Here is a 20,266-nt window from a genome sequence, read left to right as displayed (position 1 = left end):
CTCCGGGGGTGAACGGCGGGGATCGCAGATTTCCGCCGGAGGGGGCAGCGCCCCCTGCGCCCTTTGCGGTCTAGAGGGGACGGATCTTCAGGCCGGTGATCCGGTTCCCGTCCCGTGCGATCACTTCAAAGCGAAACCCATGAAAGGAAAACACCTGCCCAGTGACCGGGATCATCTGCGCCTCGTGGATGACCAGTCCCGCGATGGTATTGGCTTCGTCATCGGGCAATCCCCAATCGGTGGCGCGGTTCAGGTCGCGGATCGTCATGGCCCCGTCGATGACATACTGCCCGTCCTCGGTCCGGGTAACCGGCAATTCCGCATCCGGATCGAACTCGTCGGTGATCTCGCCGACGATCTCCTCGAGTATGTCCTCCAGCGTGATCAACCCCTGCAAGCTGCCATATTCATCGACGACCAGGGCAAAATGCGTACGCATCCGCAGGAACTGCCGCATCTGGTCATCCAGCGTGGTGGTTTCGGGGATGAAATAGGGCGGATTCGCCACGTCGGTGATGCGAAACCGCTGCAAGGGCTGCGAGTCGCCAGTGGCGCTGCTGACCAGCTTGTACATCGAGCGCAGCAAATCCTTGGCATGCACCACCCCGATGATGTTCTCCGGTTCGTCGCGGAACACCGGCAGCCGGGTGTGGGGGCTGTCCAGGCATTGCTGCAGGATCTCTTCTGGCGGACAGGACGCATCGATCATCTCGATGCCCGAGCGGTGCAGCATGATTTCCTCGACGGTGCGATCCCCCAGGTCGAGCGCGCCCAGGATGCGGTCGCGGTCTTCTTTTTCCACCACCCCTTCGGAATGGCCAAGCTGCAACGCGCCGACGATCTCTTCGCGCACCGCAAGAACATGGCTGTCGGGGTCAACCTCGACACCAAACACACGCAGAACCCCGCGCACCAGGAACCGCACCGCCATGACGACGGGGGCAAAGATGGTCACGACGATGCTGATCACCGGGGCTACGGCGGCGGCGGCCTTTTCCGAGTTGATGATGGCATATGTCTTGGGCAGCACCTCGGCAAAGACCAGCACCAGTATGGTCATCACCAGCGTCGCCATCGCCACGCCGGATTCCCCGAAAGCCCGGGTGAACAGCGCCGTGGCCAGCGACGTGGCGAGGATGTTCACCAGGTTGTTGCCCAGCAGCACCGACCCGATCAACCGCTCGCTGTCATCGGTGATCGCCAGCGCCTTTTCCGCGCCGCGTGACCCCTTGTCGGCCTGGCTGCGCAGCTTGCCCCGCGAGGCGGCGGTCAGCGCGGTTTCGGACCCGGAGAAAAACGCGGAGAGGACAAGAAGGAACAGGATCGCGGCACTGGTCATCCAGAATGCGAAATCCATGAGAGAGGCGCTGGTTTCCATTGGTCGGTCGGGTATCCTTGATGCTGCTGCGGTTATGGGGTCAGCGGGGAGACGGATCAAGTGCCAGGGTTCAGGTCCCGGACCCCGTGGGCTTGCGGCCGCGCGCCAGGGGGTGATGTTCCATCACCAGTTCGGCAAGCCGCTCATCCAGGACATGGGTGTAGATCTCGGTGGTGGCGATATCCGCGTGCCCCAGGAGCGTCTGGATCGAACGCAGATCCGCCCCGTTGGCCAGAAGATGCGTGGCAAAGGCATGGCGCAGCGTGTGCGGCGTGACCTTGGCAGGCGATACCCCCCCGACAACCGCCAGTTCCTTGATCAGCAGGTAGAAGCGATGCCGGGTCAGATGGCCGGACTTGCCGCGCGACGGAAACAGAAAGCGCGAAGGCGTGGCACCCTTGGCAACGCTGGCGTCTTCGGCGCTGTCCCGTTCCGCCAACCATGCGGCCAGGGCGGCGCGGGCGGGCGGAGACAGGGGCACCATGCGTTCCTTGCCACCCTTGCCCAGGATCAGCAGCATCCGGGGATCGCCCCGCGCGGCGCTGACCGGCAGGGCCACCAGTTCGCTGACCCGCATTCCGGTGGCATAGAGCAGTTCCATCAGGCAGGTGTTGCGCAGCCGGTCCGTCGGGCTGCGCCCGGTCTCGCGCGCCGCCGCCAGGAGCCGGTCGACCTCGATGACATCCAGCGTCTTGGGCAGGCGCTTGTCCCGGCCCGGCCCACGAATCTGGATCGCCGGATTGTCGCTGCGCCAGCCTTCTTCAAAGGCAAAACGATAGAGTTGCCGGATGGCCGAGAGCCGCCGCGCACGGGTCGCTTTCGACAGGCCCTGCGCGTCGCAATGGATCAGGTAGTCTTCGATCTCGTCGCGGCTCAGCGTGGCGAAATCGCGCTTGCGCCGCCCGATCCAGCCCATCACGTCCTTGAGATCACGCCCATAGGCCAGCAAGGTATTGGTCGCGGCACCGAGTTCCGCCGCCTGGGCCTCGAGAAAGGCCGAAATCCAGTCCGCGCCGTCATCGGGTCCGGACATCTCAGCGCCCTCCAAGCAGCATCAGCTGCAGCGATGCCTGGCGGGCGCTTTCCTCGAGCCCCAGGGCGCGCAGGGTCGCGAGCGCCTTGGTCAGGTTGGCGACATTGCCATCGATGCCGCTGTCGAAATCGCGAATCGCGGTCAGCAGCGACTCGCCATACGAGGCTCGGCCCGGTGCCGGGGCAGGGGGGGCAAAGGCGTCGGCAATCGCGGCGGCGGTGTCACCGGGGGGTGCAACGGCGGTCACATCGCCGCTCGCCAGCGCGGAGAGAAAGCGGTTCTCGGCGGTCTCGCGCGGCAGGTCGGCCCCCGCGTCCCTGTAGGCGGATGACAAAAGCCGAATACGCCATGCCAGTTCGATCGTGTCCGGATCGCTTGGCGTGACCTGTGCGAGATCGTCGCCAAAGAGCTGGGCAAAGGGCACGGCCAGGTTGGCCTCGGTCATGGCACGCCAGGCGCGGGGCAGGGTCCGGGCAACCGCATCGGGATCGCGCGCCTGGAGTGCCCGGTCAAAGGCCTGCAATTCGCCGACCCGATCCCAGAGGCTCCCCGAGGCGGACGGGCGTTGGGCGGTGTAAAGGCCAAGCAGATGGTTCGGGGCCAGTGCGCCGATGCGGGTCAGCCGTTCGGCGGCCTCGATCTGGGCTTTCCAGCCGGCGATGTCGCGCAGGTCGGCCGTTGCAAAGGCACGGGGGAGCGAGGCGGTGGGCAGGCGTTCGCCGATGGCTTCGAACAGCCGGAACGTCAGCGGATCCGGATCCGCCGGCGGCGACAGCGGCGGCGCGTCTTCGAACACATCGGGGCTGAGAAAACGGTCCAGCAGGTCGAGCTTGTCGGCGGGCAGCAATTGCAGGGCATGCGCCGTTTCCAGCGTCAGCGCGGCGGTCTGCCAGTCGCCTTGCCGCGCGTCACAAAAAATGCGCGTGGCATAGCCCGGAGCCAGATGCGGCGCCCGCGTCAGCTCGGCACAGCCGGAGTCTTCATCCCCGGTCAGCAGGGTGGCGTCGAACCAGCGGTGAAACAGCGCGGCGCTTTGCGTCGGGCCGACCTGCCTGGCCAGCGCCTGTGCCGGGTCGGTGGCGCCCAGTGTCAGCAACCGGTCGATTCGCGCCAGCAACAGGGTCTGGGCATCGGCCTTGCCCTCGGGTGGCAGGGAATCGCCCAGCAGCAGGGTGTAGAGCAGCGTCTGCATCGCCGGGCTGCGCGAGACCGGCACATCGGCGATCAGCCGCGCCAGGTCATCCACGTCGCTGCCGGTCCATAGATCGAGCGGCAGCCCGGTGACATCATGCGGCACCAGGCCCACCGGCGTCGCCGCCGCTCCGAGTTCGCTGACCTCGATCGCCGGCAGTTCCGCATTGTCCGCGACCGGCGGCTCCATGTGAACCGGAACCGATGCGCCCGGCGGGTGCTCGCCCAGCCATTCGATCACCGACAGGGGGTCCTGCGCGGCAAGGGGGGCGGGCAGAAGCGCCAGCGCCAGGGCTGTTCTAGTCCACATCCAGCTCGACCGGTTTGCGTATCTCGGTCTGCGGTTCAGAGAAATCATAGCCGAACCACGGCCCGACATAGGCATAGGCAACCACGGCAATGAAAGCCAAGAAGACGAGATACAACAACAATTTAAGCAATCTACGCATTTGGCTGCACGATCCTGTTTCAGTCTTTTGCTCAAGTTATATATGGCCTTTTCCGGAAGATCACGTCATTCACGGAAGAATGAGCAAAAATGAGCAAGGCATGACGGAATTGCGGACCAGGCCGCATGTGGGACGGTTGAAAAAGACCGTGGTCATGGTTGGCATGATGGGCGCGGGCAAGACGGCGGTGGGCCGGGCGCTGGCGGCCAGGCTAGGCGCGCCGTTTCTCGACAGCGACGCGGAAATCGAGAAAGCCGCCGACCGCACCGTGCCCGAGATTTTCGAACGCGATGGCGAAGCGTTTTTTCGCGCCAAGGAAAGCCAGGTGATCTCGCGCCTTCTGGATGGCGAACGCTGTGTGCTGTCAACAGGCGGCGGTGCCTTTCTCGCGGACAGGAACCGCGACATGATCTCGGAACGCGGCGTGTCGCTGTGGCTGAATGCCGAGCTGGCCGTGCTGTGGAACAGGGTCAAGCACAAGGACACGCGGCCGCTGCTGCGCACCGCCAATCCGCGCGCCACGCTGGAAGAGATTTTCAACCGGCGCGTGCCGATCTATTCCAAGGCCGACCTGTCGGTCATTTCGGACGGGCAGGCCTCGATCGAGCAGATGGTTGACCGGGTGCTGACCGTGCTGGAGACGCGCCCCGACGTATACGAAGTGGAAGACTGATGGTTGAAACCGTTCATGTGGCCCTTAGCGAACGGTCCTATGATGTCGAGATCGGCCCCGGCCTGATCGACGAGGCGGGGGCGCGGATCGCACGGTTCCTGCACCGGCCCCGGGTGGCTGTGGTCAGCGATGAGACCGTCGCCGGGCTGCATCTGGACGCGCTGCGCGCCGGCTTGGCGGCTGAGGGGATCGAGATGGTTTCGCTCGCGCTGCCGCCGGGCGAGGCTACCAAGGCCTGGCCGCAATTCAGCCGCACCGTTGAATGGCTGCTTGAACAGAAGGTCGAGCGCAACGACTTGGTCGTGGCCTTTGGTGGCGGGGTGATCGGCGATCTTGTCGGCTTCGCGGCGGCGGTTCTGCGACGCGGCGTGCGTTTCGTGCAGATTCCCACCAGCCTTCTGGCGCAGGTGGACAGTTCGGTGGGCGGCAAGACCGGCATCAACGCACCGCAGGGCAAGAACTTGATCGGAGCCTTTCACCAGCCGGCGCATGTGCTTGCGGATACGGCGGTACTCGGGTCGCTGAGCGCGCGGGATTTTCTTGCCGGTTATGGCGAGGTGGTCAAATACGGCCTTCTGGGCGACGCGGCGTTTTTCGCGTGGCTTGAGGATAACGGGCCGAAACTCGCAGCCGGCGACATGGCGGCGCGGGTCGAGGCGGTGCGCCGTTCGGTGCAGATGAAGGCCGACATCGTCGCGCGGGACGAGACCGAGCAGGGGGATCGCGCGCTGTTGAACCTCGGGCACACGTTCTGTCACGCGCTAGAGGCGGCGACGGGGTATTCGCAACGCCTGCTGCATGGCGAAGGGGTGGCGATCGGCTGTGCGCTGGCCTTTGAGCTATCGGCCCGCATGGGGCTGTGCAGCCAGGAATGCCCCAGCCGCGTGCGCGCGCATCTGCGCGAGATGGGCATGAAAACCGATCTCGCCGATATCGAGGGCAGCTTGCCCCCTGCGGAGCATCTTCTGGATCTGATGGGGCAGGACAAGAAGGTCGTCGACGGCAAGCTGCGCTTCATCCTTGCGCGCGATATCGGCGATGCCTTTGTCACGTCGGATGTCGGGCGGGAGGCGGTTCTGTCGGTGCTGACCGACGCCCTGGCGCAGAGCTAGGGACGGCACGGCAAACGGCCCGAACCGGGCGGGGTTCGGGCCGAGCTTTGCCGTGGATGTCGTGACCGGATCAGACGAACAGGAAATCGTCGCTGCTGAAATCGGCCGCGGCAAGCGTGTTGTCATTGTCATGTACGATCACGCTGTCGCTGCCATAGTGGATGCGCACGTGACCCGAGGCCATGTCGACGATGTTCAGGTCATCGAAATCGAAGCCGGTCAATTCGATGAGATCGGTGCCCATGCTGAAATCGCGCACGCGATCGATAAAGGCATCGACGATCAGGCTGAAGGTATCGGCACCGTTCTGGCCGAACAGGTGGTCACGACCATCCCCGTCCACCAGCGTATCCGCGCCGCCGCCACCGCGCAGCATGTCGTTGCCGGCGTCACCGCTCAGCAAGTCGGCCCCACCATTGCCGCGCATGTTGTCATTGCCGTCGCCACCCGCCATCAGGTCGTTGCCCTGAAGGCCGCGCATCGCGTCATTGCCATCCATGCCGCGCAACAGGTTGCCCTCGGCCGAACCGCGAATGTCGTCGTTGAGATCGGTGCCATAGAGGTTTTCGAAATTCACCATCGTCTCGACCTGGCCGCCCGGTGCGGTGGCCGTGCCGGCGCCAAGGTCAAGGCGGAGGCCGCCCTGGTTGACGCCGCTCCAGTCGATCAGGTCAATCCCCGCGCCGCCGTCAAATGAATCGACCCCGACGCTTGTGCCAACCCTGACCGTGTCATTGCCGCCGCCCGCGTCGATGTCATTGGTGCCGGCCCCTTCGATGATGATGTCGCGCTGGTTGGTGCCGATGAAGTTTTCAAAGCCGAACATCACTTCGGATTGCGCGCCTGCCGTGGCGGTGCCGCCCGAGATGTCGTAGACGCCATTAGCTTGCGACGACCCGGACCAGTCGATGGTGTCATTGCCAAAGCCGCCGGTAAAACTGTCGACGCCGATGGCGGTGTGAACCTCGACCGTGTCATCGCCGCCGCCGGCATCGATGACATTGGTGCCGGCCCCCTCGATGATGATGTCGCGCTGGTTGGTACCGATGAAATTCTCAAAGCCGAACATGGTTTCCTGACTCGCACCCGAGGTCGCGGTGCCACCCGTGATGTCGTAGACGCCGTTGGCCTGTGACGATGCGGACCAGTCGATGGTGTCATTGCCAAAGCCACCGGTAAAGCTGTCAACGCCGATCACGGTGGTGACTTCGACCGTGTCGTTGCCGCTGCCGGTGTTGATGACGTTCGGGCCATTGCCCTCGATGACGGTATCGGCCTGGTTGGTGCCGATGAAATTCTCGAACCCCGCCATGATTTCCTCATTGGCCCCCGAGATGGCGCGACCGGTCACGAAATTGTAGGTGCCGTTGGCTTGCGACGATGCGGACCAGTCGATCGTGTCATTGCCGAAGCCGCCGGTAAAGCTGTCAACGCCGATCACGGTGGTGACTTCGACCGTGTCGTTGCCGCTGCCGGTGTTGATGACATTTGCACCATTGCCCTCGATGACGGTATCCGCCTGGTCGGTGCCGATGAAATTCTCGAACCCTTCCATGATTTCCTGATTGGCCCCCGAGATGGCGCGGCCGGTCACGAAATTGTAGGTGCCGTTGGCTTGCGACGAGTCGGACCAGTCGATGGTGTCATTGCCGAAGCCGCCGCGAAAGACGTCGCTGCCGATCAGCGTCGTGACAACCACCCGGTCATTGCCGCCGCGCGCGTCGATGTCGTTGACCGCGCCGTTCTCGATGATGGTGTCGGCGTTGTCGGTGCCGATGATGTTCTCGAACCCGTCCATCACCTCGGTATTGCCGACCGAATCCGTGGCCAGCCCCGCGGCGAGATCGAAGGTCGCGCCGGTTTCGTTGACCGCGGACCAGTCGATCGTGTCTCGCCCCGCACCGCCATGAAAGGCATCGGCAGCGATGACGGTGGTCACGATGACCGTATCGTTGCCATCATAGCCGTCGATATCATTGGTCGCGCCGCTTTCGATGATGGTGTCGCCATGGGCAGTACCGATGATATTGGCGAAACTGTGCATGACCTCGGTGTTGCCATTGGCGTCGCGCGCTTCGTTTCCGGCAAGGTCGAACGTGGCCGAGGTCTCGCCGCTCTGGGTCCAGCTGATGGTGTCGCGGCCCGCGCCGCCATAGAACGCATCGCCGCCAATTGCCGAATAGACCTGTACCGTGTCATTGCCTTCGCCGCCGTAATAGCGGTCATTGCCCCCGGCGGTGGTGTCGCGCAGGATGTCATTGCCGCGCCCGCCATGAATGTCGTTGGCACCGGCCCCGTCAAAGATGATGTCCTGGTGATCGCCGCCATAGACATCCTGGATGCTCGACATGGTGACAGCCACGCCATCGATGACGCCCTGGCCGATTTGCAGGTTGATGATCGACGCGGCATCAACTGCCGAGACATTGATCGTGTCCGACCCCGCGCCACCGGCGAAATCGGTGCTGTGCCCGGCAATGCCGGCATAGTCCGAGAATTCATTGGTAAAGATGAACAGGTCGTCATTGGTGACCGCGGAACCATAGGTGCGCAGGTCGAGATCGTTGATCACGATGGGCGAGCTGATCGCGCTGTCGTCATCGCGCACTTCGACCCGCCAGACACCCGCGCTGGTCTCGCCCCGGAAACCGGTTGCGCCAAACTGCCACCTGCCGCTGTAATTCTCGGTGTCCCCGGTATCGGCAATCAGCTGGATACGGGTGCCATCGGGCGAAGTCAGGTAGATTTCAAGATCGCCGAGATCGGCGGCAGAGACGATCCCCACCGTCAGCGACACATGTTCGATGCGAATGTCCGTGGCTTCGTTGATGAAAAAGAAATTCGAACCACCCGTGCCCGACCCGTTGGCGATGGTGACATCGCCGTTCAGCCCGTCTTCGAAGGTGGTCGCGTCATTTGCGCTGGTCGAGGTCATGGTCCAGGTCTCTGCCAGCCGCACGGCGGCCTTGGCATCAACAAGGCCGAAACCGTAATCGTTGGAGACATGCATCCCGCCGCCATTCCAGTTCTGGGCATCGTTCCAGCGCCAGCTGGCCGCGCCTGCCGTTCCCTGTTCAAAGCCCTGCGCCGCCGCGCCCACATCGCTGCCGACGTGGCGCGCGGTATAGGACAGGATCGCCTGCACGTCGCGCCAGCCAAGGTTGGGGTTTGCCTCGAGCATCAGCGCAACCACCCCGGCAACCTGCGGGGCCGCCGCCGAGGTGCCGCCAAAGCTGCTGGTATAATCGGTGCCATTGTACCCCGAGGCACCGGTATTGTCGGGAGCATAGATCGCCGGGTTGTTGGCGGTGTTGTCGGCAAAGGCCGAGACCAGGACATTGGCTCCGGGTGTCGAGAAGTCGGTGATCTGGCCATCCTGGCGCACCGCCGCAACCGAGATGGTGCCGCGATGGGAATCGATGGCTTCGGCGGTGCCTTCCTCGCGCAGCGTGCTGTTGGCTGCGGCGCGGCTGTTGCCCGATGATTTGACCAGAACCGTGCCGAGATCGACGCCGCCCACGGTTCGGCCATTGGCCAGGGCGTTGTCGACGGCGCTGATCAGGCCGGGGCGATCGATGAACACGCCCGCACCTTCGCCATAGCTCATGCTGACCACGTCGTGATTGGCGGTCACCGCGAGATTGATGGCGTCTTCGATCTCATCGCGCGACCAGTCGGTCTTGTAGCCGATGAGATCTGCCCCAAAGGCCACGCCAACCGTGCCCTCGCCATCGGCGGCAGCGCCGATAATGCCCATTACCGGGGTGCCGTGATTGTCCGGTTCGTTCGGATCGGGCAGGGCGATGGCGTCGCCATTCTCGAAATCCCAGTCAAGGTCGGTACGGTAATTGTCGAAATCCGGGTGGGTATAGTCAAACCCGCGGTCGATCACCGCCACCCGGACACCCGAGCCGTCGTAATCGTCCCAGACGTCGACGACGTTCAGATCGAATTGCCCCGCGGTATCGTTCAGCAGGTGCCATTGGTTTGCAAAGCGGGGGTCGTTGGGAATAAAGGCCATGACGTTTTCCAATCAATAAATGTTGTGCGCTTGCCGCGGCGCTGGTCCGCAAATCGGCGGGGAGCGGCTGACACACGCTTAGCGCGTGCCCGTAGGTGGAACCGTCAATGTTGCGTCAATCCGGCAATAATCCATGCAACTTGCGGCTGAGGGATGTCTATTCAAAGGGACGGTTTGGCGTATAGTCAGGTTATCCTCCATTGAAGGACATTCCCGGTTTAGGAGATTTTGACATGGCACCGCGTTACACCGTGTTCGCAGACAACCCGATCGAACTCAGGACCCGCAAGGCGATGCGGGTGATCGGCAAACTGATCGAAGAGTGGAGCATCAATCCCGACAGCCACCCGGAAGGGGCGCGCACGGAACTGGATGGGCGGCTGATCGTCTTTTCCCGTGGCGTGTTCCAGAAGACTCTCCAGGCGCTGCCCGAGATCGACCGGCTTGGCGACGAAGATTATATCCTGCGCGACAATATCGCCGAGATCGAGCTGATGCTGCGGCGTCCCGACCGGTTCTCAATCCTGCTGCCCGAGCCCGAGGCCATCGCGTTTCAGCAAAACGCGGTACAGCAGGGGCTGTGGCCGACTGTCAGCCTGCCGATGTTCTACGCGGAGGTTCCATGGGACGAGGGGGGGGACGGCTGGATGCCGCATGTCGCGTCCCCCGATAGCCGCGATGACGCGCCGGCGGGCTATGCGGTGCAGCTGTCGGGGGAAAATCCGTTGGACGAGTTTCTGCGGCCCTATCTCGCGGGGTATTGCTGTACGCAATGCAGCTGAAGCCCGGCCGCCCCGGCGGCGCCTTCGGCCATCTTGCGCCGCTGCGCCATGTTGCGCACCGGAAAACAGGACAGGTACCAGGCGCAGATCGTCACGCTGTCCGGTTGGGTCGCGCCGTCTGAATGCGACCGGGCCAGCGCTTCGAAGGTCTGCCATTCGGCGCGCGCCTCGTCCTGCCGGCCCAGATGCCAGAGCGCGGCTGCCTTCCAGGCCGGGACATTCAGAATCGCGCTGCCGGCATTGTCGGCGGCGGTGACACAGCCGTGGTAATCGCCGTCAAGAAAGCGGATCGGCATGTGGAACCCCCATTGGAACGGGGCCGTGGTCCAGCCCTCGTTCAGCACCCTTTGGCTGAGTTCGGTGGCCAGCGGCAACTCGTCGGAAAACGCCGCGCCCAGCCCCGAGGACAGCATCGTCCAGGGGTCGTTCGGGTTGCATTGCCGCGCCATGGCATATCCCGCCGAGGCCTGGTCATATTCGCCGAGCAGGCAGCAGGCCCAGGCCCGGTGCAGATGCGCGCGTGCATCCAGCGGATCGAGCGCCACCGCCTTGCTGGCCAGTTGCTTGCTCTCGTGGTGGGTGTCCGGTTGCCGGAACATGCAGGGCTGCATCAGGTGCATCGAGTTCAGCAGACGCGCGAGGCTGCTATAGCCCATCGAGGCGTCGGGTGCCTTTTCGATCACCCGCTTGAAGCATCGCGCCGCCGCGGCCCGCCCGTCGGCGCGAAACTCGTCGAGATGCTGGTTGCCGATCAGCCAGTCGTCAAAGGCGCTGGCGCCGAACCGGGTGTTTTGCAATTCCTGTATCCGGGTCAGTGACACGTAGAGCGACAGGGACGAGGCCAGCCGGCTGACGATGGCGGCCTGGGTCTGCAACCAGTGATCGGTGAGCGCGCTCCAGCGGTCGCTCCAAAGCACCGTACCGTCCTGCCGTTTCAGCATTGCCAGCAGCAGCAGTTCCCGCTCGTCCCCACCGATGGACACGTCCAGCGCATAGTCCACCGGGCTGTCTGCCATGCCAAGATCGACGATTTCAAAGGCCCGGAACCGCAGCAACGTGGCGAGCAGTTCGGCGCGAAACAGGCTGGCGACACCGGTGGCGTAGGCCGAGCCGCTGGCCGCGACCGGGGGCAGCCCGATGCGAAGGCGGTGCTGCGGCGCGGCGGTGGCCGGCTGGACCAGGGCGGGGGCCGGGGTGGACGAGGTGGTGTCCTGGGCCTTGATGCGGGCGATCAGGGCGACGGTTTCGCTGCCCGGTTCGGCGTCGAATTGCGTGTCCAGATGCGTCCAGAGCGCCTCGTAGGTGCGCAGCGCCTGCGCGGTCTGCCCGTTTTCGTGATGGTGCCGGATCAGGAAACGAACCGCCTCTTCATCCGCCGGATCGAGCACCAGAAGCGCATCGGCGGCGCGCCGGGCGGTTGCCTGATCCGGGTGGTCGAGCAGCGCCGCCAGCTTGTCACGCAGCCGGTTCTCCATGTCCTGGCGCAGCAGGCGCAACCAGATCTCGAACAGCTCGCCCCGCGCCGGTTCGGCGGCCAGCAGGTGGCCGGGGCGCAGCCTGCCCTGAAGCAGATCCTCGTGCACGCGACCGGACTCGATATCGTGCATCAACAGGCCGGCATCGGTTTCGATGCGCTCTGCACGCAGGGACACGGTGTTGCGGTCGGCGCGCATGGCGTCGGCAAGGGCCGGGTTCTGATGGCTCAGCGCGTGCAGCGCCTGGCGCAGGTTCTGGCGCGCGCGGGCGTCTTCGGAGGCCTCCCAGATGGTCGCGGCCAGCCGCCCGCGATCCTCGCTGTGGTTCCGGCTCATCGCGAGATAGGCCAGGATCGCCCGCGCCGAGGCCGAGCGGACAGGGATGGACTTGCCGGCCCGGCTCACCCGGAAGCGGCCGAAGAGAGACAGGCGCAGTTTGGCTGCGGGCATCGGGATCAGGCTCCGTAGAGGTTCCAGCGCATCGCAGTTTGACACCGATTTTCGCCGGGCGAAACCGCCTCGGGATCACGCCCCGTGGCAATCACGACGGAATGCCCCGCGACCGGCCGGGGCAGGTGGGTGAGCGACACCGCGATACCGGCGCTCGCAAGTGCGGATGGCAGATCGCCCGCGAAGCTGTCCGCCGCCTGATCCACGGGGCGCAGACGCGACGCAAGGGCGGTGATCGACAGGTTCTGCGCACGATCGAGCAGGGCGGCTTCCGATGCGGCGAGTTTCTGGCCGTTGGCGCTGCGGTGGCGGATGACCGAGAGGCCGAATTCCATCTGGCAGAGTTCGCGCAGCGCGGCGATGGCGGCCCTGGGGCCATCGCTTCGGCAGGCGGTTCCAAAACAGAGCGATCGTCCCGAGGGGTCACAGGACCAGGCGATGCAGGTCGGCGGCAATCCGGCACCGCCCAGTTGCAGCAACCCGGTTCGGCGCGGCGTTTTGCGCGTCCATCGGAGTTGCGCGGCTTCAAAGGCGGTGCGTGTCTGTGGGCCGGGATCATACGCGGCGCGATGCCCCCGCCACCAGGACAGGCAGGCCCGCCGCTCGATCAGTTCAAGCAGCGCGCGGTGCTCGACCGACGCCATGTTGTCTCGACCCGCCGCCACGCCCCTCAGTGTCCGCCGCGGGGGATCCGGTGCGAGCTGCGCGGGGTTTCCGGTCTGTGCGAGGGCGATGCGTTCGGCCCGTTCGGCGTCATGGCGCAGCCGAGCCTCGGCCGCGTCGCCGCCGATGCCGGTCGCGCTGATCGCGATGCCGCCATGCCGTGACACCGACGCGTGCACGAAAAGGGCGGGAATATCGGGCAGGGGGCCGGCAAACATGCCCGATCCGACCATTGCCACGCGCGATAGTCAATTCGGCGCGGCGGCCCGTTCGTGTCGGGAAAGACGGCTTGGAGGCGGAAAGTCAGCGGAAATCGAAAAATCTGTGAAATGGCCGCTTGACGGGGCAGGGTCGGCACCATATTACCGCCAAACGCAGCGGGCGGTTGTAGCTCAGTTGGTTAGAGTGCCGGCCTGTCACGCCGGAGGTCGCGGGTTCGAGCCCCGTCAACCGCGCCACTGCTGTATATCGGACGAACGTCTGCAAACGGGCCCGCATTTGCGGGCCTTTTTGCTTTGTCGCTCCGGCGGTTCTGCAGAATGCAATGGGGTGGCGAAACACGCGACATATGCGCTTGACCTTGCCCTGCGCTTGGCCTATCCCGCCGCTACTGCGCGGTTGTAGCTCAGCTGGTTAGAGTGCCGGCCTGTCACGCCGGAGGTCGCGGGTTCGAGCCCCGTCAACCGCGCCATTTCCCCCGGAAGCATCTGATGCATTTTATCCTTTCGGATCGCCGGCCGGGTTGATTTACCTAAGGTAAGCTACGACTATTCCGACGCGGCAACCGTGAAGGAATCGAGATGCCCCGCTCTGCCTCTGCCTGGGCCAAGATCATTGGCGCGCGGGCGATATCGCTGGTGACGGGCAAGGTTCCCGATCAGGGGACATGGCCGATGGTCTGGGGCGGCAGTTGGCTCTATTCGGGGGATCGCTGGAAAAGGCGGCGCGCGGCATTTGAACGCCGCTCATATGATTACGACGACGCCATGCGATTCGCCATTTCCACGCGCCGGGGCAGCGCCCGTGACATGCGAGAGGGCAGCATGCCGCGCGAGGCGTTGGAGTTCATCGCCTCCCGCCTTCCCAAACCGCGCCCGAATCAGGGGCTGCGGGGGCTGCATATCGGCAATTTCGTCGGGATCTCGCTGGCGCATCTCTGCGACGCGGCACGACGGCTGGACGCGGGGGCCGTGATGGTGAGCATCGATCCGAACGTGCCGCATCGCGGTGTCGATGCGCCACAGGATTTGGTGGTTGGCCTGATGAACCGCTATGGGCTTGAGGATAACTGGATGCCGGTGACGGCCTTCAGCCTCGAACCGAGCCCGGTCTACGATCTCAGGAACGCCAGCGGCAGCGCGACGGCCTTTGCCAGCTATCATGGGCAAAGCGCCTCTGGTGGGCTGGGCAATCTTCACCGCCTGGGCTGCAAATTCGATTTTGTCCTGATCGACGGCAATCACACGGCCTGGTACCTGCGGCGCGAACTTGCGGCGATTGCCCGGATCGTGCGGCCCGGTGCGCTGATCTTTCTTGATGATGTGGACAAGGAGAACTGGCAGGAGGTGCACGCGGTGTTTACCGGGGCGCGCAGCATCGGCTTTGACCAGGTGGCGCATCAGGGCCGCGTCGGCGTGTTGCGGCGGTTGCGTCCGGCAGAGAGGGGCCGCAAGCCCGGTCAGGATGCTCCGTAGCAATAGCCAAGCGATGTCTCGGTGTCCGGATCGACCTGTGCGCAGAGGTGAGCGAGGTCATCCCGGCTCAGGTGGTCGGGTGTGGTCGGCCGTTCGGGCACTGCCGGTTTGAACTTTGCGCCCAGCCGTTTTGCCACCGGGCGAAAGGGCGCGTCGGACTTGGGCAGCCCGAGCGACGTCATCAATTCGGCGATCAGGCCTTCGGGGTCGTTCTGCACCTCTTCCAGGCGCAGGATGACGCAGGTGCAGTCGCGGTTGAGATATCCAAGCAACGCCGCAAGCTTGGCGCGCCGCAACTCGAACAGATTGGCAAAGGTCGCACCCGTGACCGGATGACGATCCTGCATCAGCGGCTGCCCGACGAGTTCGGAGGCGCCGCCGAAATAGCGGGGGCGGTCGATGATCGTCTGCCATGGCGCGCGGATGAAATCGCCGAAGGACAACCGTTGCAGCGCGGGCACCGTGTGCCAGGGTTTGGCATGCATCGACAGCACCCAGTCGGCGGCATTGCGCACCACGCAGATCACCGCGAGATCGGCGGGGATGGCCATGGCTTGCGGGAATCCGTGTTTCCAGCCAAGCGCCTCGGTTGGCGTCATCGGTGTATTGCGCCCAAGCAGGCGTTTGACGAGATTGGTCCCGGACGAGCGTTCGCCCAGCACCTGAAACCGGGCCGGTACGACACCGTTACGGCGTATCAAGATACCAGTGTGGGCAAAATCGCGAGAGAGCAGGGTGCGGTCCTCTGATGACGGGTGCGGATCACCGCAAATTAGAAATTCTCTTATACCCGCGTTGCAGCTAAGACTAAGCGAAAACAAGACAAAGAGCGGGACAGCACAGATGCAAACAGCGGCGGCGCTGACGATGGTGCGCGATGATGCGTTTTTCCTCAAGGCCTGGCTGCGCCACTATGGCGGTCTGTTGGGGCGGGAAAACTGCTATGTCGTCAACCACGGGCGGGGCGAAGTGGTTGCCGGCTTGGCGGATGGCTGCAACGTCATTGGCATTCCGGGCGATGCGCACAAGAATTTCGACATGAAGCGCTGGCGGATGCTGAACAATCTCGTGATGGGGCTGCGGTGCTATTATGAGCATGTGATCGTCGGCGATGTGGACGAGCTGGTGGTGCTCGACCCGCAGGCGGGCACCGATTTGCCGGGATTTCTGGCCTCGGTGCCGCCGAATCGCGTGTTGACACCGCTGGGGCTCGAGGTGATCCACCGGGTTGACCTGGAACATGACGTGATCGACGATCATGTCCTGGGTCCGCGCCGCCATGTGCGGCCCGCGCCGCATTATTCGAAACCCTGCGTGGTGTCGTCGGGCACCAAGATCGCGCGTGGCGGGCATTTCACCCAGTACGAGAGGCTGCATACACCGGACCACCTGTATCTTCTGCATCTGAAATTCTGCGATCTCGCGGCCTATACCGAGGCGATGGACCGGCGCAACGCGGTCAGCGCCGCGACCGGTGCCGGCATCAAGGAGGCGGCGATCGGGCGTCATTGGTTTGCCGAGACTCGGGGCGATGACCGGGCGGAATTCGAGGCGTTTTCCGCCCTCAGGATGCAGGACGGATTCGAGATGGGACCGCTGCGCAAACGCATGCACCGGACATGGAGAAAACGCGGCGAAACCGGTTATTGGGAGTTTGACCGCCCGGAATTCGACACCCAGTACCTGTTGCCTGAACGCTTCAGCGGGCTGGTCTGATCCGGCTAGTTGCGGCGTGCCCTGAGCGACATGCCATCCGCGCCGGTCAGGATCAGGGCACCGGTTGCGTCAAATGCCACGGCGAGCGGACCGGCGACGGTCGCAAGGAATTTCTGCTCCTGATTGGTGATCGCCGGGGGGCAGGCCTTGCGCGTCATAGCCAACGGGCCCAGTTGCAGCGTGCCGTCATTCAGGGTGTAGGTGCCGGAATAGCGGTTGCAACCGGCATTGCCCGAGACCTGTCCCGCATCGTCAAAGGCCAGCGTGGTTTGCAAGATGTCCATGACGCCCTGACCGTTGATATCCTCGACCAGCCACGCGCCTCCGGCCAGCGCTAGTGGTTCGGCGGACACCTGAACCAGCGTCACCATGCCAAGATCCGTGTGCCTCTGGCCCGGGTCCACCAGAAGCGTGCTGTCCGTGGTCCAGCGCAGGGTGCCGCTCTTGTCCCGGATGGTGGCGCGCAGGGCATAGCGGTGCCCCGGCTGCAATTTGTCTTGCGCGGCGCCGAGTTCGAATGGCGTCGGCACGCCGCGGATTGGGAATGCGGTTTCGGCGATCACCGGGGCGGCAACATCCTGACGGGAAATGTCGCTGAGGGTGATGGTGGCCATGCTGCCGGGCAGCAAGGCGATGCGCTCGCGATACCCGATCTGACCGGTCACGCTGATCATGTCGGTCTCTTGCGCATGGGCCGGAACCACGACCGAAACAAGGATCGCCAGAGCCGTGGACAAAACTGCAAAGATGGGTCGCATGGGGATGGTCCTTTCATTCGATCAAGGTTGCCGCGCGCCCCCAAGATGGGATGCCGTGGCGGCGCTGCAAGGGCCGCGCGGGATGACGCCGGGTCAGAGATCGCTCAGGAAATCCAACAGGATCTCGGCGGTTTCCGCTCCGTGAAGCTCGGGAAAGAAATGTCCGCCGGGCATCGCGCGGGCGCGCATGTCGGCAAGCCTGTCGGCCCAGCTCGCCGGCACATCATATTCCCGCGCCATCGCACCGTCGACGCCATAGAGCACCAGCGACGGACAGGACACGCGGCGTCCGAGGTCGGCAGCGTCATGGGCAAAGTCATACTGGATCGCGGCGCGGTAATCGTTGCACATGGCGGCAATCGCGTCCGGCCAGCGCCAGCTTTGCCGATAGGCGTAAAGCGACTCGGGGTCGAATTCCTCGAGATCGGCGGCCCCCCAGGAGGTAAGGCAGCTTTCGAAATACCAGTCGCTGTCCTGCGCGATCACGGTTTCGGGAAAGGGGGCGGGCTGGGCAAGAAAGAACCAGTGATAATAGGCCGAGGCCACGTCCTTGCCGAGATTATCCAGCAGGAAATGCGTCGGAACGATATCCATCAGGGTCAGGCTGCGCACGGCCTTTTCCGAGTCGAGCGCCATCCGGTGCGCGGTACGCGCGCCCCGGTCATGCCCGACAAGATGAAAGCTCTCAAACCCCAGCGACCGCATCAGCGCCCGCTGGTCGGCGGCCATGTTGCGAAAAGTGTAATCCTGTACCGCGTCGGGCTTGCTGCTCTCGCCATAGCCGCGCAGGTCGGCGGCGATCACCGTGAAACGCGCGGCCAGAACCGGCGCAACCGCCCGCCACAGCGCCCGCGTCTGCGGAAATCCATGCAGCAACAGCACCGGCGGGCCATCACCCGCACGGGAATAGGCGATGGTCTGTCCGTTCACCTCGGCGCTGGCATCGGTGAAACCGGGAAGACCGCTCATCCGCGGGTCAGGGCGTCAAGAATTCGCGCCCAGCTCCGAATGCCCTTGTGAAAGCTCTTGAGGTCGTATTTCTCGTTCGGCGAATGGATCGCGTCATCTTCGTTGGCATAGCCGATCAGCATGGAATCAAGCCCCAGGATTTCCTTGAAGAATCCGGCGATCGGGATCGAGCCGCCCATGCCCACGATCACCGCCTCGCGCTCCCATTCATCGGACAGGGCCCGTCGGGCGGCTTCGAATTCGGGGCGGTCGGTGTTCATGACCGAGGCGGGCGAGCCGTCAAGGTCGCCGTCCCACGTGACCCGCGCATCTGGCGACAGCCGCGCTTCGACATGGGCGCGGATCCGCTTGCGCAGGCGATCGGGGTCCATGTCGCCGACCAGGCGGCAGGTCAGCTTGCAATGCGCCTCGGCGGGAATGACGGTCTTGGTTCCCGCCCCCTGATACCCGCCCCACAGGCCGTTGATCTCGAGCGTCGGGCGCGACCATTGCTGTTCCAGCGTGGAATAGCCCTGTTCTCCATGCGCCTGGCTGTAGCCGACGCCGTTCAGATAGGCCGCTTCGTCAAACCCGCTGTTTTGCCATTGGCGCAGCATGTCGTCGGAAACCTCTGGCACGCCCTCGTAAAAGCCCTCGACCGCCACCGCGCCGCTTTCCGGGTCATGAAACGATGCGATGATCCGCGAGATTTCCCGCAACGGGTTCAGGCCCGGCCCGCCGTAATGGCCGGAATGCAGATCGCGGCTGGGGCCGTGAAGGGTGAATTCATCCTTGAGCATGCCGCGCAATTGCCCGGCGATCGAGGGCACGCCCGGTGACACCATCGACGTGTCGCAGATCAGCGCGATATCGGCCTTCAGCTCGTCCGCGTGGTCTTGCATGAAGGGCACGAGGCTGGGCGAACCGCTTTCCTCTTCGCCTTCGAGAAAGAAGGTCATCTTGCAGGGCAGGGTGCCGTGCACCGCCTTCCAGGCGCGACAGGCTTCGACAAAGGTCATGAGCTGGCCCTTGTCATCCGAGCTGCCACGGCCGCGGATCACCTTGCCCGCCGCTGTGTCGTGAATGTCGGGGGCAAAGGGATCGTGCGACCAGAGCGCGAGCGGATCGACGGGCTGAACATCGTAATGGCCGTAGAACAACAGGTGCGGCCCGTCGCCATCGACATGGCCGACGACCATGGGGTGGCCCGGCGTCTGGCGTTTCTCGGTGGCGATTCCCAGGCTGTTGAGATCCGCCACCAGCCAATCCGCCGCGCGGTCGCAATCGGCGTCATAGGCCGGATCGGTCGAGATCGACGGAATGCGCAGCAGGTCCATCAGCCGGTCGGTGGCCGAGGACAGATCGGTGTCGATGCGGGTGAGAACGTCGGTCAGGGACATGTACGGCTCCGGTTGATACGAGTCGGCCCGACCGTATCAGCGCGACCTGCCATGTCCAGCGGTCAGTGCGACACCAGGATCATTCCCAGAAGCACAAGCGCACCGCCCGATAATTGCACCGGCGTCAACCGGTCGCCGATCATCGCCGCGACCGACAGAACGAGCAGCGATTCGACCGCGACGATACCTAGGTAGATGACCGGCAGGCTGGCTTGTCGCAGCAGGATGATTTCTGCCAGGGCCGCCCCGGCCAGCCCCGCCGCCATCAGGGCGACGGCAAAGGCGTTCACCTGGTCGGAGGCCAGCTTCATGCCGAGGGTCGCAATCGCGTATCCGGTTGCGGTGAGCGCCATGAGCAATAGCGTTGCGGTCATGTTGAGATGTCCAGGCATCAGGAACTCCCGTGCAGGACGCCGCCTCGGCTTGGCCTGGGCGGCGATGTCCCCGGATGACCGCAGGGTGTTTCGTCACGGATCGGGCGTGCCGCGTGGCCGCCTAATCGGCAGCAACCGGCCCCGCGGCG

17 protein-coding genes and 2 tRNA genes are annotated in these 20,266 nt (G+C 64.4%); 7 read left to right on the top strand and 12 right to left on the bottom strand.

Going from position 1 to position 20,266, the window contains the following annotated elements:
* Positions 1-70 precede the first annotated feature (70 nt).
* From ACP15R_RS13065 to ACP15R_RS13050, 4 genes are all read right to left on the bottom strand, one after another.
* On the bottom strand, positions 71-1,378 hold the full coding sequence (locus tag ACP15R_RS13065) for an HlyC/CorC family transporter (RefSeq protein WP_424986856.1): 1,308 nt from the start codon (positions 1,376-1,378) through the stop codon (positions 71-73).
* Positions 1,379-1,448: 70 nt separating this feature from the next.
* The gene (locus ACP15R_RS13060; protein ID WP_424986855.1) at positions 1,449-2,411 is read right to left on the bottom strand and encodes a tyrosine recombinase; all 963 of its coding nucleotides are present in this window, start codon (positions 2,409-2,411) and stop codon (positions 1,449-1,451) included.
* A gap of 1 nt (position 2,412) precedes the next feature.
* A complete protein-coding gene (locus ACP15R_RS13055) occupies positions 2,413-3,912 on the bottom strand; it encodes a hypothetical protein (RefSeq protein WP_424986854.1) in 1,500 nt (499 codons plus the stop codon).
* Positions 3,902-4,051: a hypothetical protein gene (locus tag ACP15R_RS13050; protein ID WP_424986853.1), complete on the bottom strand. Its 150-nt coding sequence runs from the start codon at positions 4,049-4,051 to the stop codon at positions 3,902-3,904. The genes ACP15R_RS13055 and ACP15R_RS13050 overlap by 11 nt, the downstream gene beginning before the upstream one ends.
* A 100-nt stretch (positions 4,052-4,151) precedes the next feature.
* Here ACP15R_RS13050 and ACP15R_RS13045 point away from each other — a divergent pair, with 100 nt between their 5' ends.
* Positions 4,152-4,724 carry a shikimate kinase gene (locus ACP15R_RS13045; protein WP_424986852.1) on the top strand — a complete coding sequence of 191 codons (573 nt, stop codon included), beginning with the start codon at positions 4,152-4,154 and terminating at the stop codon, positions 4,722-4,724.
* Positions 4,724-5,836 (top strand): 3-dehydroquinate synthase, encoded by a 1,113-nt coding sequence (gene aroB / locus ACP15R_RS13040; RefSeq protein ID WP_424986851.1) that lies wholly within the window; start codon positions 4,724-4,726, stop codon positions 5,834-5,836. Before ACP15R_RS13045 ends, aroB begins: the two co-directional genes overlap by 1 nt.
* Positions 5,837-5,906: 70 nt before the next feature.
* Here aroB and ACP15R_RS13035 read toward each other — a convergent pair whose 3' ends face one another.
* The gene (locus ACP15R_RS13035; RefSeq protein ID WP_424986850.1) at positions 5,907-9,857 is read right to left on the bottom strand and encodes a S8 family serine peptidase; all 3,951 of its coding nucleotides are present in this window, start codon (positions 9,855-9,857) and stop codon (positions 5,907-5,909) included.
* A 233-nt stretch (positions 9,858-10,090) separates the two neighbouring features.
* Here ACP15R_RS13035 and ACP15R_RS13030 point away from each other — a divergent pair, with 233 nt between their 5' ends.
* The gene (locus tag ACP15R_RS13030) at positions 10,091-10,639 is read left to right on the top strand and encodes a hypothetical protein (RefSeq protein ID WP_424986849.1); all 549 of its coding nucleotides are present in this window, start codon (positions 10,091-10,093) and stop codon (positions 10,637-10,639) included.
* Here the strand turns inward: ACP15R_RS13030 and ACP15R_RS13025 are convergent.
* Positions 10,603-12,564: a BTAD domain-containing putative transcriptional regulator gene (locus ACP15R_RS13025; RefSeq protein WP_424986848.1), complete on the bottom strand. Its 1,962-nt coding sequence runs from the start codon at positions 12,562-12,564 to the stop codon at positions 10,603-10,605. The genes ACP15R_RS13030 and ACP15R_RS13025 overlap by 37 nt on opposite strands.
* 5 nt (positions 12,565-12,569) lie before the next feature.
* Positions 12,570-13,445, bottom strand: a complete 876-nt coding sequence (locus ACP15R_RS13020) for a YcaO-like family protein (RefSeq protein ID WP_424986847.1) — start codon at positions 13,443-13,445, stop codon at positions 12,570-12,572.
* 163 nt (positions 13,446-13,608) lie between these two features.
* Here ACP15R_RS13020 and ACP15R_RS13015 point away from each other — a divergent pair.
* The 3 genes from ACP15R_RS13015 (at position 13,609) to ACP15R_RS13005 (ending at position 14,921) form a co-directional block, all read left to right on the top strand.
* Positions 13,609-13,685 (top strand) — tRNA-Asp (locus tag ACP15R_RS13015).
* Positions 13,686-13,841: 156 nt separating this feature from the next.
* Positions 13,842-13,918 (top strand) — tRNA-Asp (locus tag ACP15R_RS13010).
* Between the two features lie 109 nt (positions 13,919-14,027).
* Positions 14,028-14,921, top strand: coding sequence for a class I SAM-dependent methyltransferase (locus ACP15R_RS13005; protein ID WP_424986846.1), 894 nt, complete (start codon positions 14,028-14,030; stop codon positions 14,919-14,921).
* Here ACP15R_RS13005 and ACP15R_RS13000 read toward each other — a convergent pair.
* Positions 14,906-15,622, bottom strand: a complete 717-nt coding sequence (locus ACP15R_RS13000) for a hypothetical protein (protein WP_424986845.1) — start codon at positions 15,620-15,622, stop codon at positions 14,906-14,908. The genes ACP15R_RS13005 and ACP15R_RS13000 overlap by 16 nt on opposite strands.
* A gap of 142 nt (positions 15,623-15,764) precedes the next feature.
* Between ACP15R_RS13000 and ACP15R_RS12995 the strand changes: the two genes are divergently transcribed.
* Positions 15,765-16,637: a glycosyltransferase family 2 protein gene (locus tag ACP15R_RS12995; RefSeq protein ID WP_424986844.1), complete on the top strand. Its 873-nt coding sequence runs from the start codon at positions 15,765-15,767 to the stop codon at positions 16,635-16,637.
* A 5-nt stretch (positions 16,638-16,642) separates the two neighbouring features.
* Here ACP15R_RS12995 and ACP15R_RS12990 read toward each other — a convergent pair whose 3' ends face one another.
* The 4 genes from ACP15R_RS12990 to ACP15R_RS12975 all read right to left on the bottom strand — a co-directional run bounded on the left by ACP15R_RS12990 (position 16,643) and on the right by ACP15R_RS12975 (position 20,135).
* The gene (locus ACP15R_RS12990) at positions 16,643-17,395 is read right to left on the bottom strand and encodes an META domain-containing protein (RefSeq protein WP_424986843.1); all 753 of its coding nucleotides are present in this window, start codon (positions 17,393-17,395) and stop codon (positions 16,643-16,645) included.
* Between the two features lie 93 nt (positions 17,396-17,488).
* Positions 17,489-18,364, bottom strand: coding sequence for an alpha/beta fold hydrolase (locus tag ACP15R_RS12985; RefSeq protein ID WP_424986842.1), 876 nt, complete (start codon positions 18,362-18,364; stop codon positions 17,489-17,491).
* Positions 18,361-19,743: a M20/M25/M40 family metallo-hydrolase gene (locus ACP15R_RS12980; protein ID WP_424986841.1), complete on the bottom strand. Its 1,383-nt coding sequence runs from the start codon at positions 19,741-19,743 to the stop codon at positions 18,361-18,363. The genes ACP15R_RS12985 and ACP15R_RS12980 overlap by 4 nt, the downstream gene beginning before the upstream one ends.
* Positions 19,744-19,805: 62 nt before the next feature.
* Positions 19,806-20,135, bottom strand: a complete 330-nt coding sequence (locus ACP15R_RS12975) for a hypothetical protein (protein WP_424986840.1) — start codon at positions 20,133-20,135, stop codon at positions 19,806-19,808.
* Positions 20,136-20,266: the final 131 nt, after the last annotated feature.

It is taken from the genome of Microbulbifer sp. S227A (genome assembly GCF_049800935.1).
This window is presented reverse-complemented; position numbering and strand designations above follow the sequence as displayed.

Excerpts from the sequence above, each read along its gene's own strand:
- ACP15R_RS13020 (WP_424986847.1), bottom strand. The coding sequence starts at position 13,445 with ATGTTTGCCGGCCCCCTGCCCGATATTCCCGCCCTTTTCGTGCACGCG.
- ACP15R_RS12975 (WP_424986840.1), bottom strand. The coding sequence starts at position 20,135 with ATGCCTGGACATCTCAACATGACCGCAACGCTATTGCTCATGGCGCTC.
- ACP15R_RS13025 (WP_424986848.1), bottom strand. The coding sequence starts at position 12,564 with ATGCCCGCAGCCAAACTGCGCCTGTCTCTCTTCGGCCGCTTCCGGGTG.
- ACP15R_RS12980 (WP_424986841.1), bottom strand. The coding sequence starts at position 19,743 with ATGTCCCTGACCGACGTTCTCACCCGCATCGACACCGATCTGTCCTCG.
- ACP15R_RS13005 (WP_424986846.1), top strand. The coding sequence starts at position 14,028 with ATGCCCCGCTCTGCCTCTGCCTGGGCCAAGATCATTGGCGCGCGGGCG.
- ACP15R_RS13045 (WP_424986852.1), top strand. The coding sequence starts at position 4,152 with ATGACGGAATTGCGGACCAGGCCGCATGTGGGACGGTTGAAAAAGACC.
- ACP15R_RS12990 (WP_424986843.1), bottom strand. The coding sequence starts at position 17,395 with ATGCGACCCATCTTTGCAGTTTTGTCCACGGCTCTGGCGATCCTTGTT.
- ACP15R_RS13035 (WP_424986850.1), bottom strand. The coding sequence starts at position 9,857 with ATGGCCTTTATTCCCAACGACCCCCGCTTTGCAAACCAATGGCACCTG.
- ACP15R_RS12995 (WP_424986844.1), top strand. The coding sequence starts at position 15,765 with ATGCAAACAGCGGCGGCGCTGACGATGGTGCGCGATGATGCGTTTTTC.
- aroB (WP_424986851.1), top strand. The coding sequence starts at position 4,724 with ATGGTTGAAACCGTTCATGTGGCCCTTAGCGAACGGTCCTATGATGTC.
- ACP15R_RS13055 (WP_424986854.1), bottom strand. The coding sequence starts at position 3,912 with ATGTGGACTAGAACAGCCCTGGCGCTGGCGCTTCTGCCCGCCCCCCTT.
- ACP15R_RS12985 (WP_424986842.1), bottom strand. The coding sequence starts at position 18,364 with ATGAGCGGTCTTCCCGGTTTCACCGATGCCAGCGCCGAGGTGAACGGA.
- ACP15R_RS13050 (WP_424986853.1), bottom strand. The coding sequence starts at position 4,051 with ATGCGTAGATTGCTTAAATTGTTGTTGTATCTCGTCTTCTTGGCTTTC.
- ACP15R_RS13030 (WP_424986849.1), top strand. The coding sequence starts at position 10,091 with ATGGCACCGCGTTACACCGTGTTCGCAGACAACCCGATCGAACTCAGG.
- ACP15R_RS13065 (WP_424986856.1), bottom strand. The coding sequence starts at position 1,378 with ATGGAAACCAGCGCCTCTCTCATGGATTTCGCATTCTGGATGACCAGT.
- ACP15R_RS13060 (WP_424986855.1), bottom strand. The coding sequence starts at position 2,411 with ATGTCCGGACCCGATGACGGCGCGGACTGGATTTCGGCCTTTCTCGAG.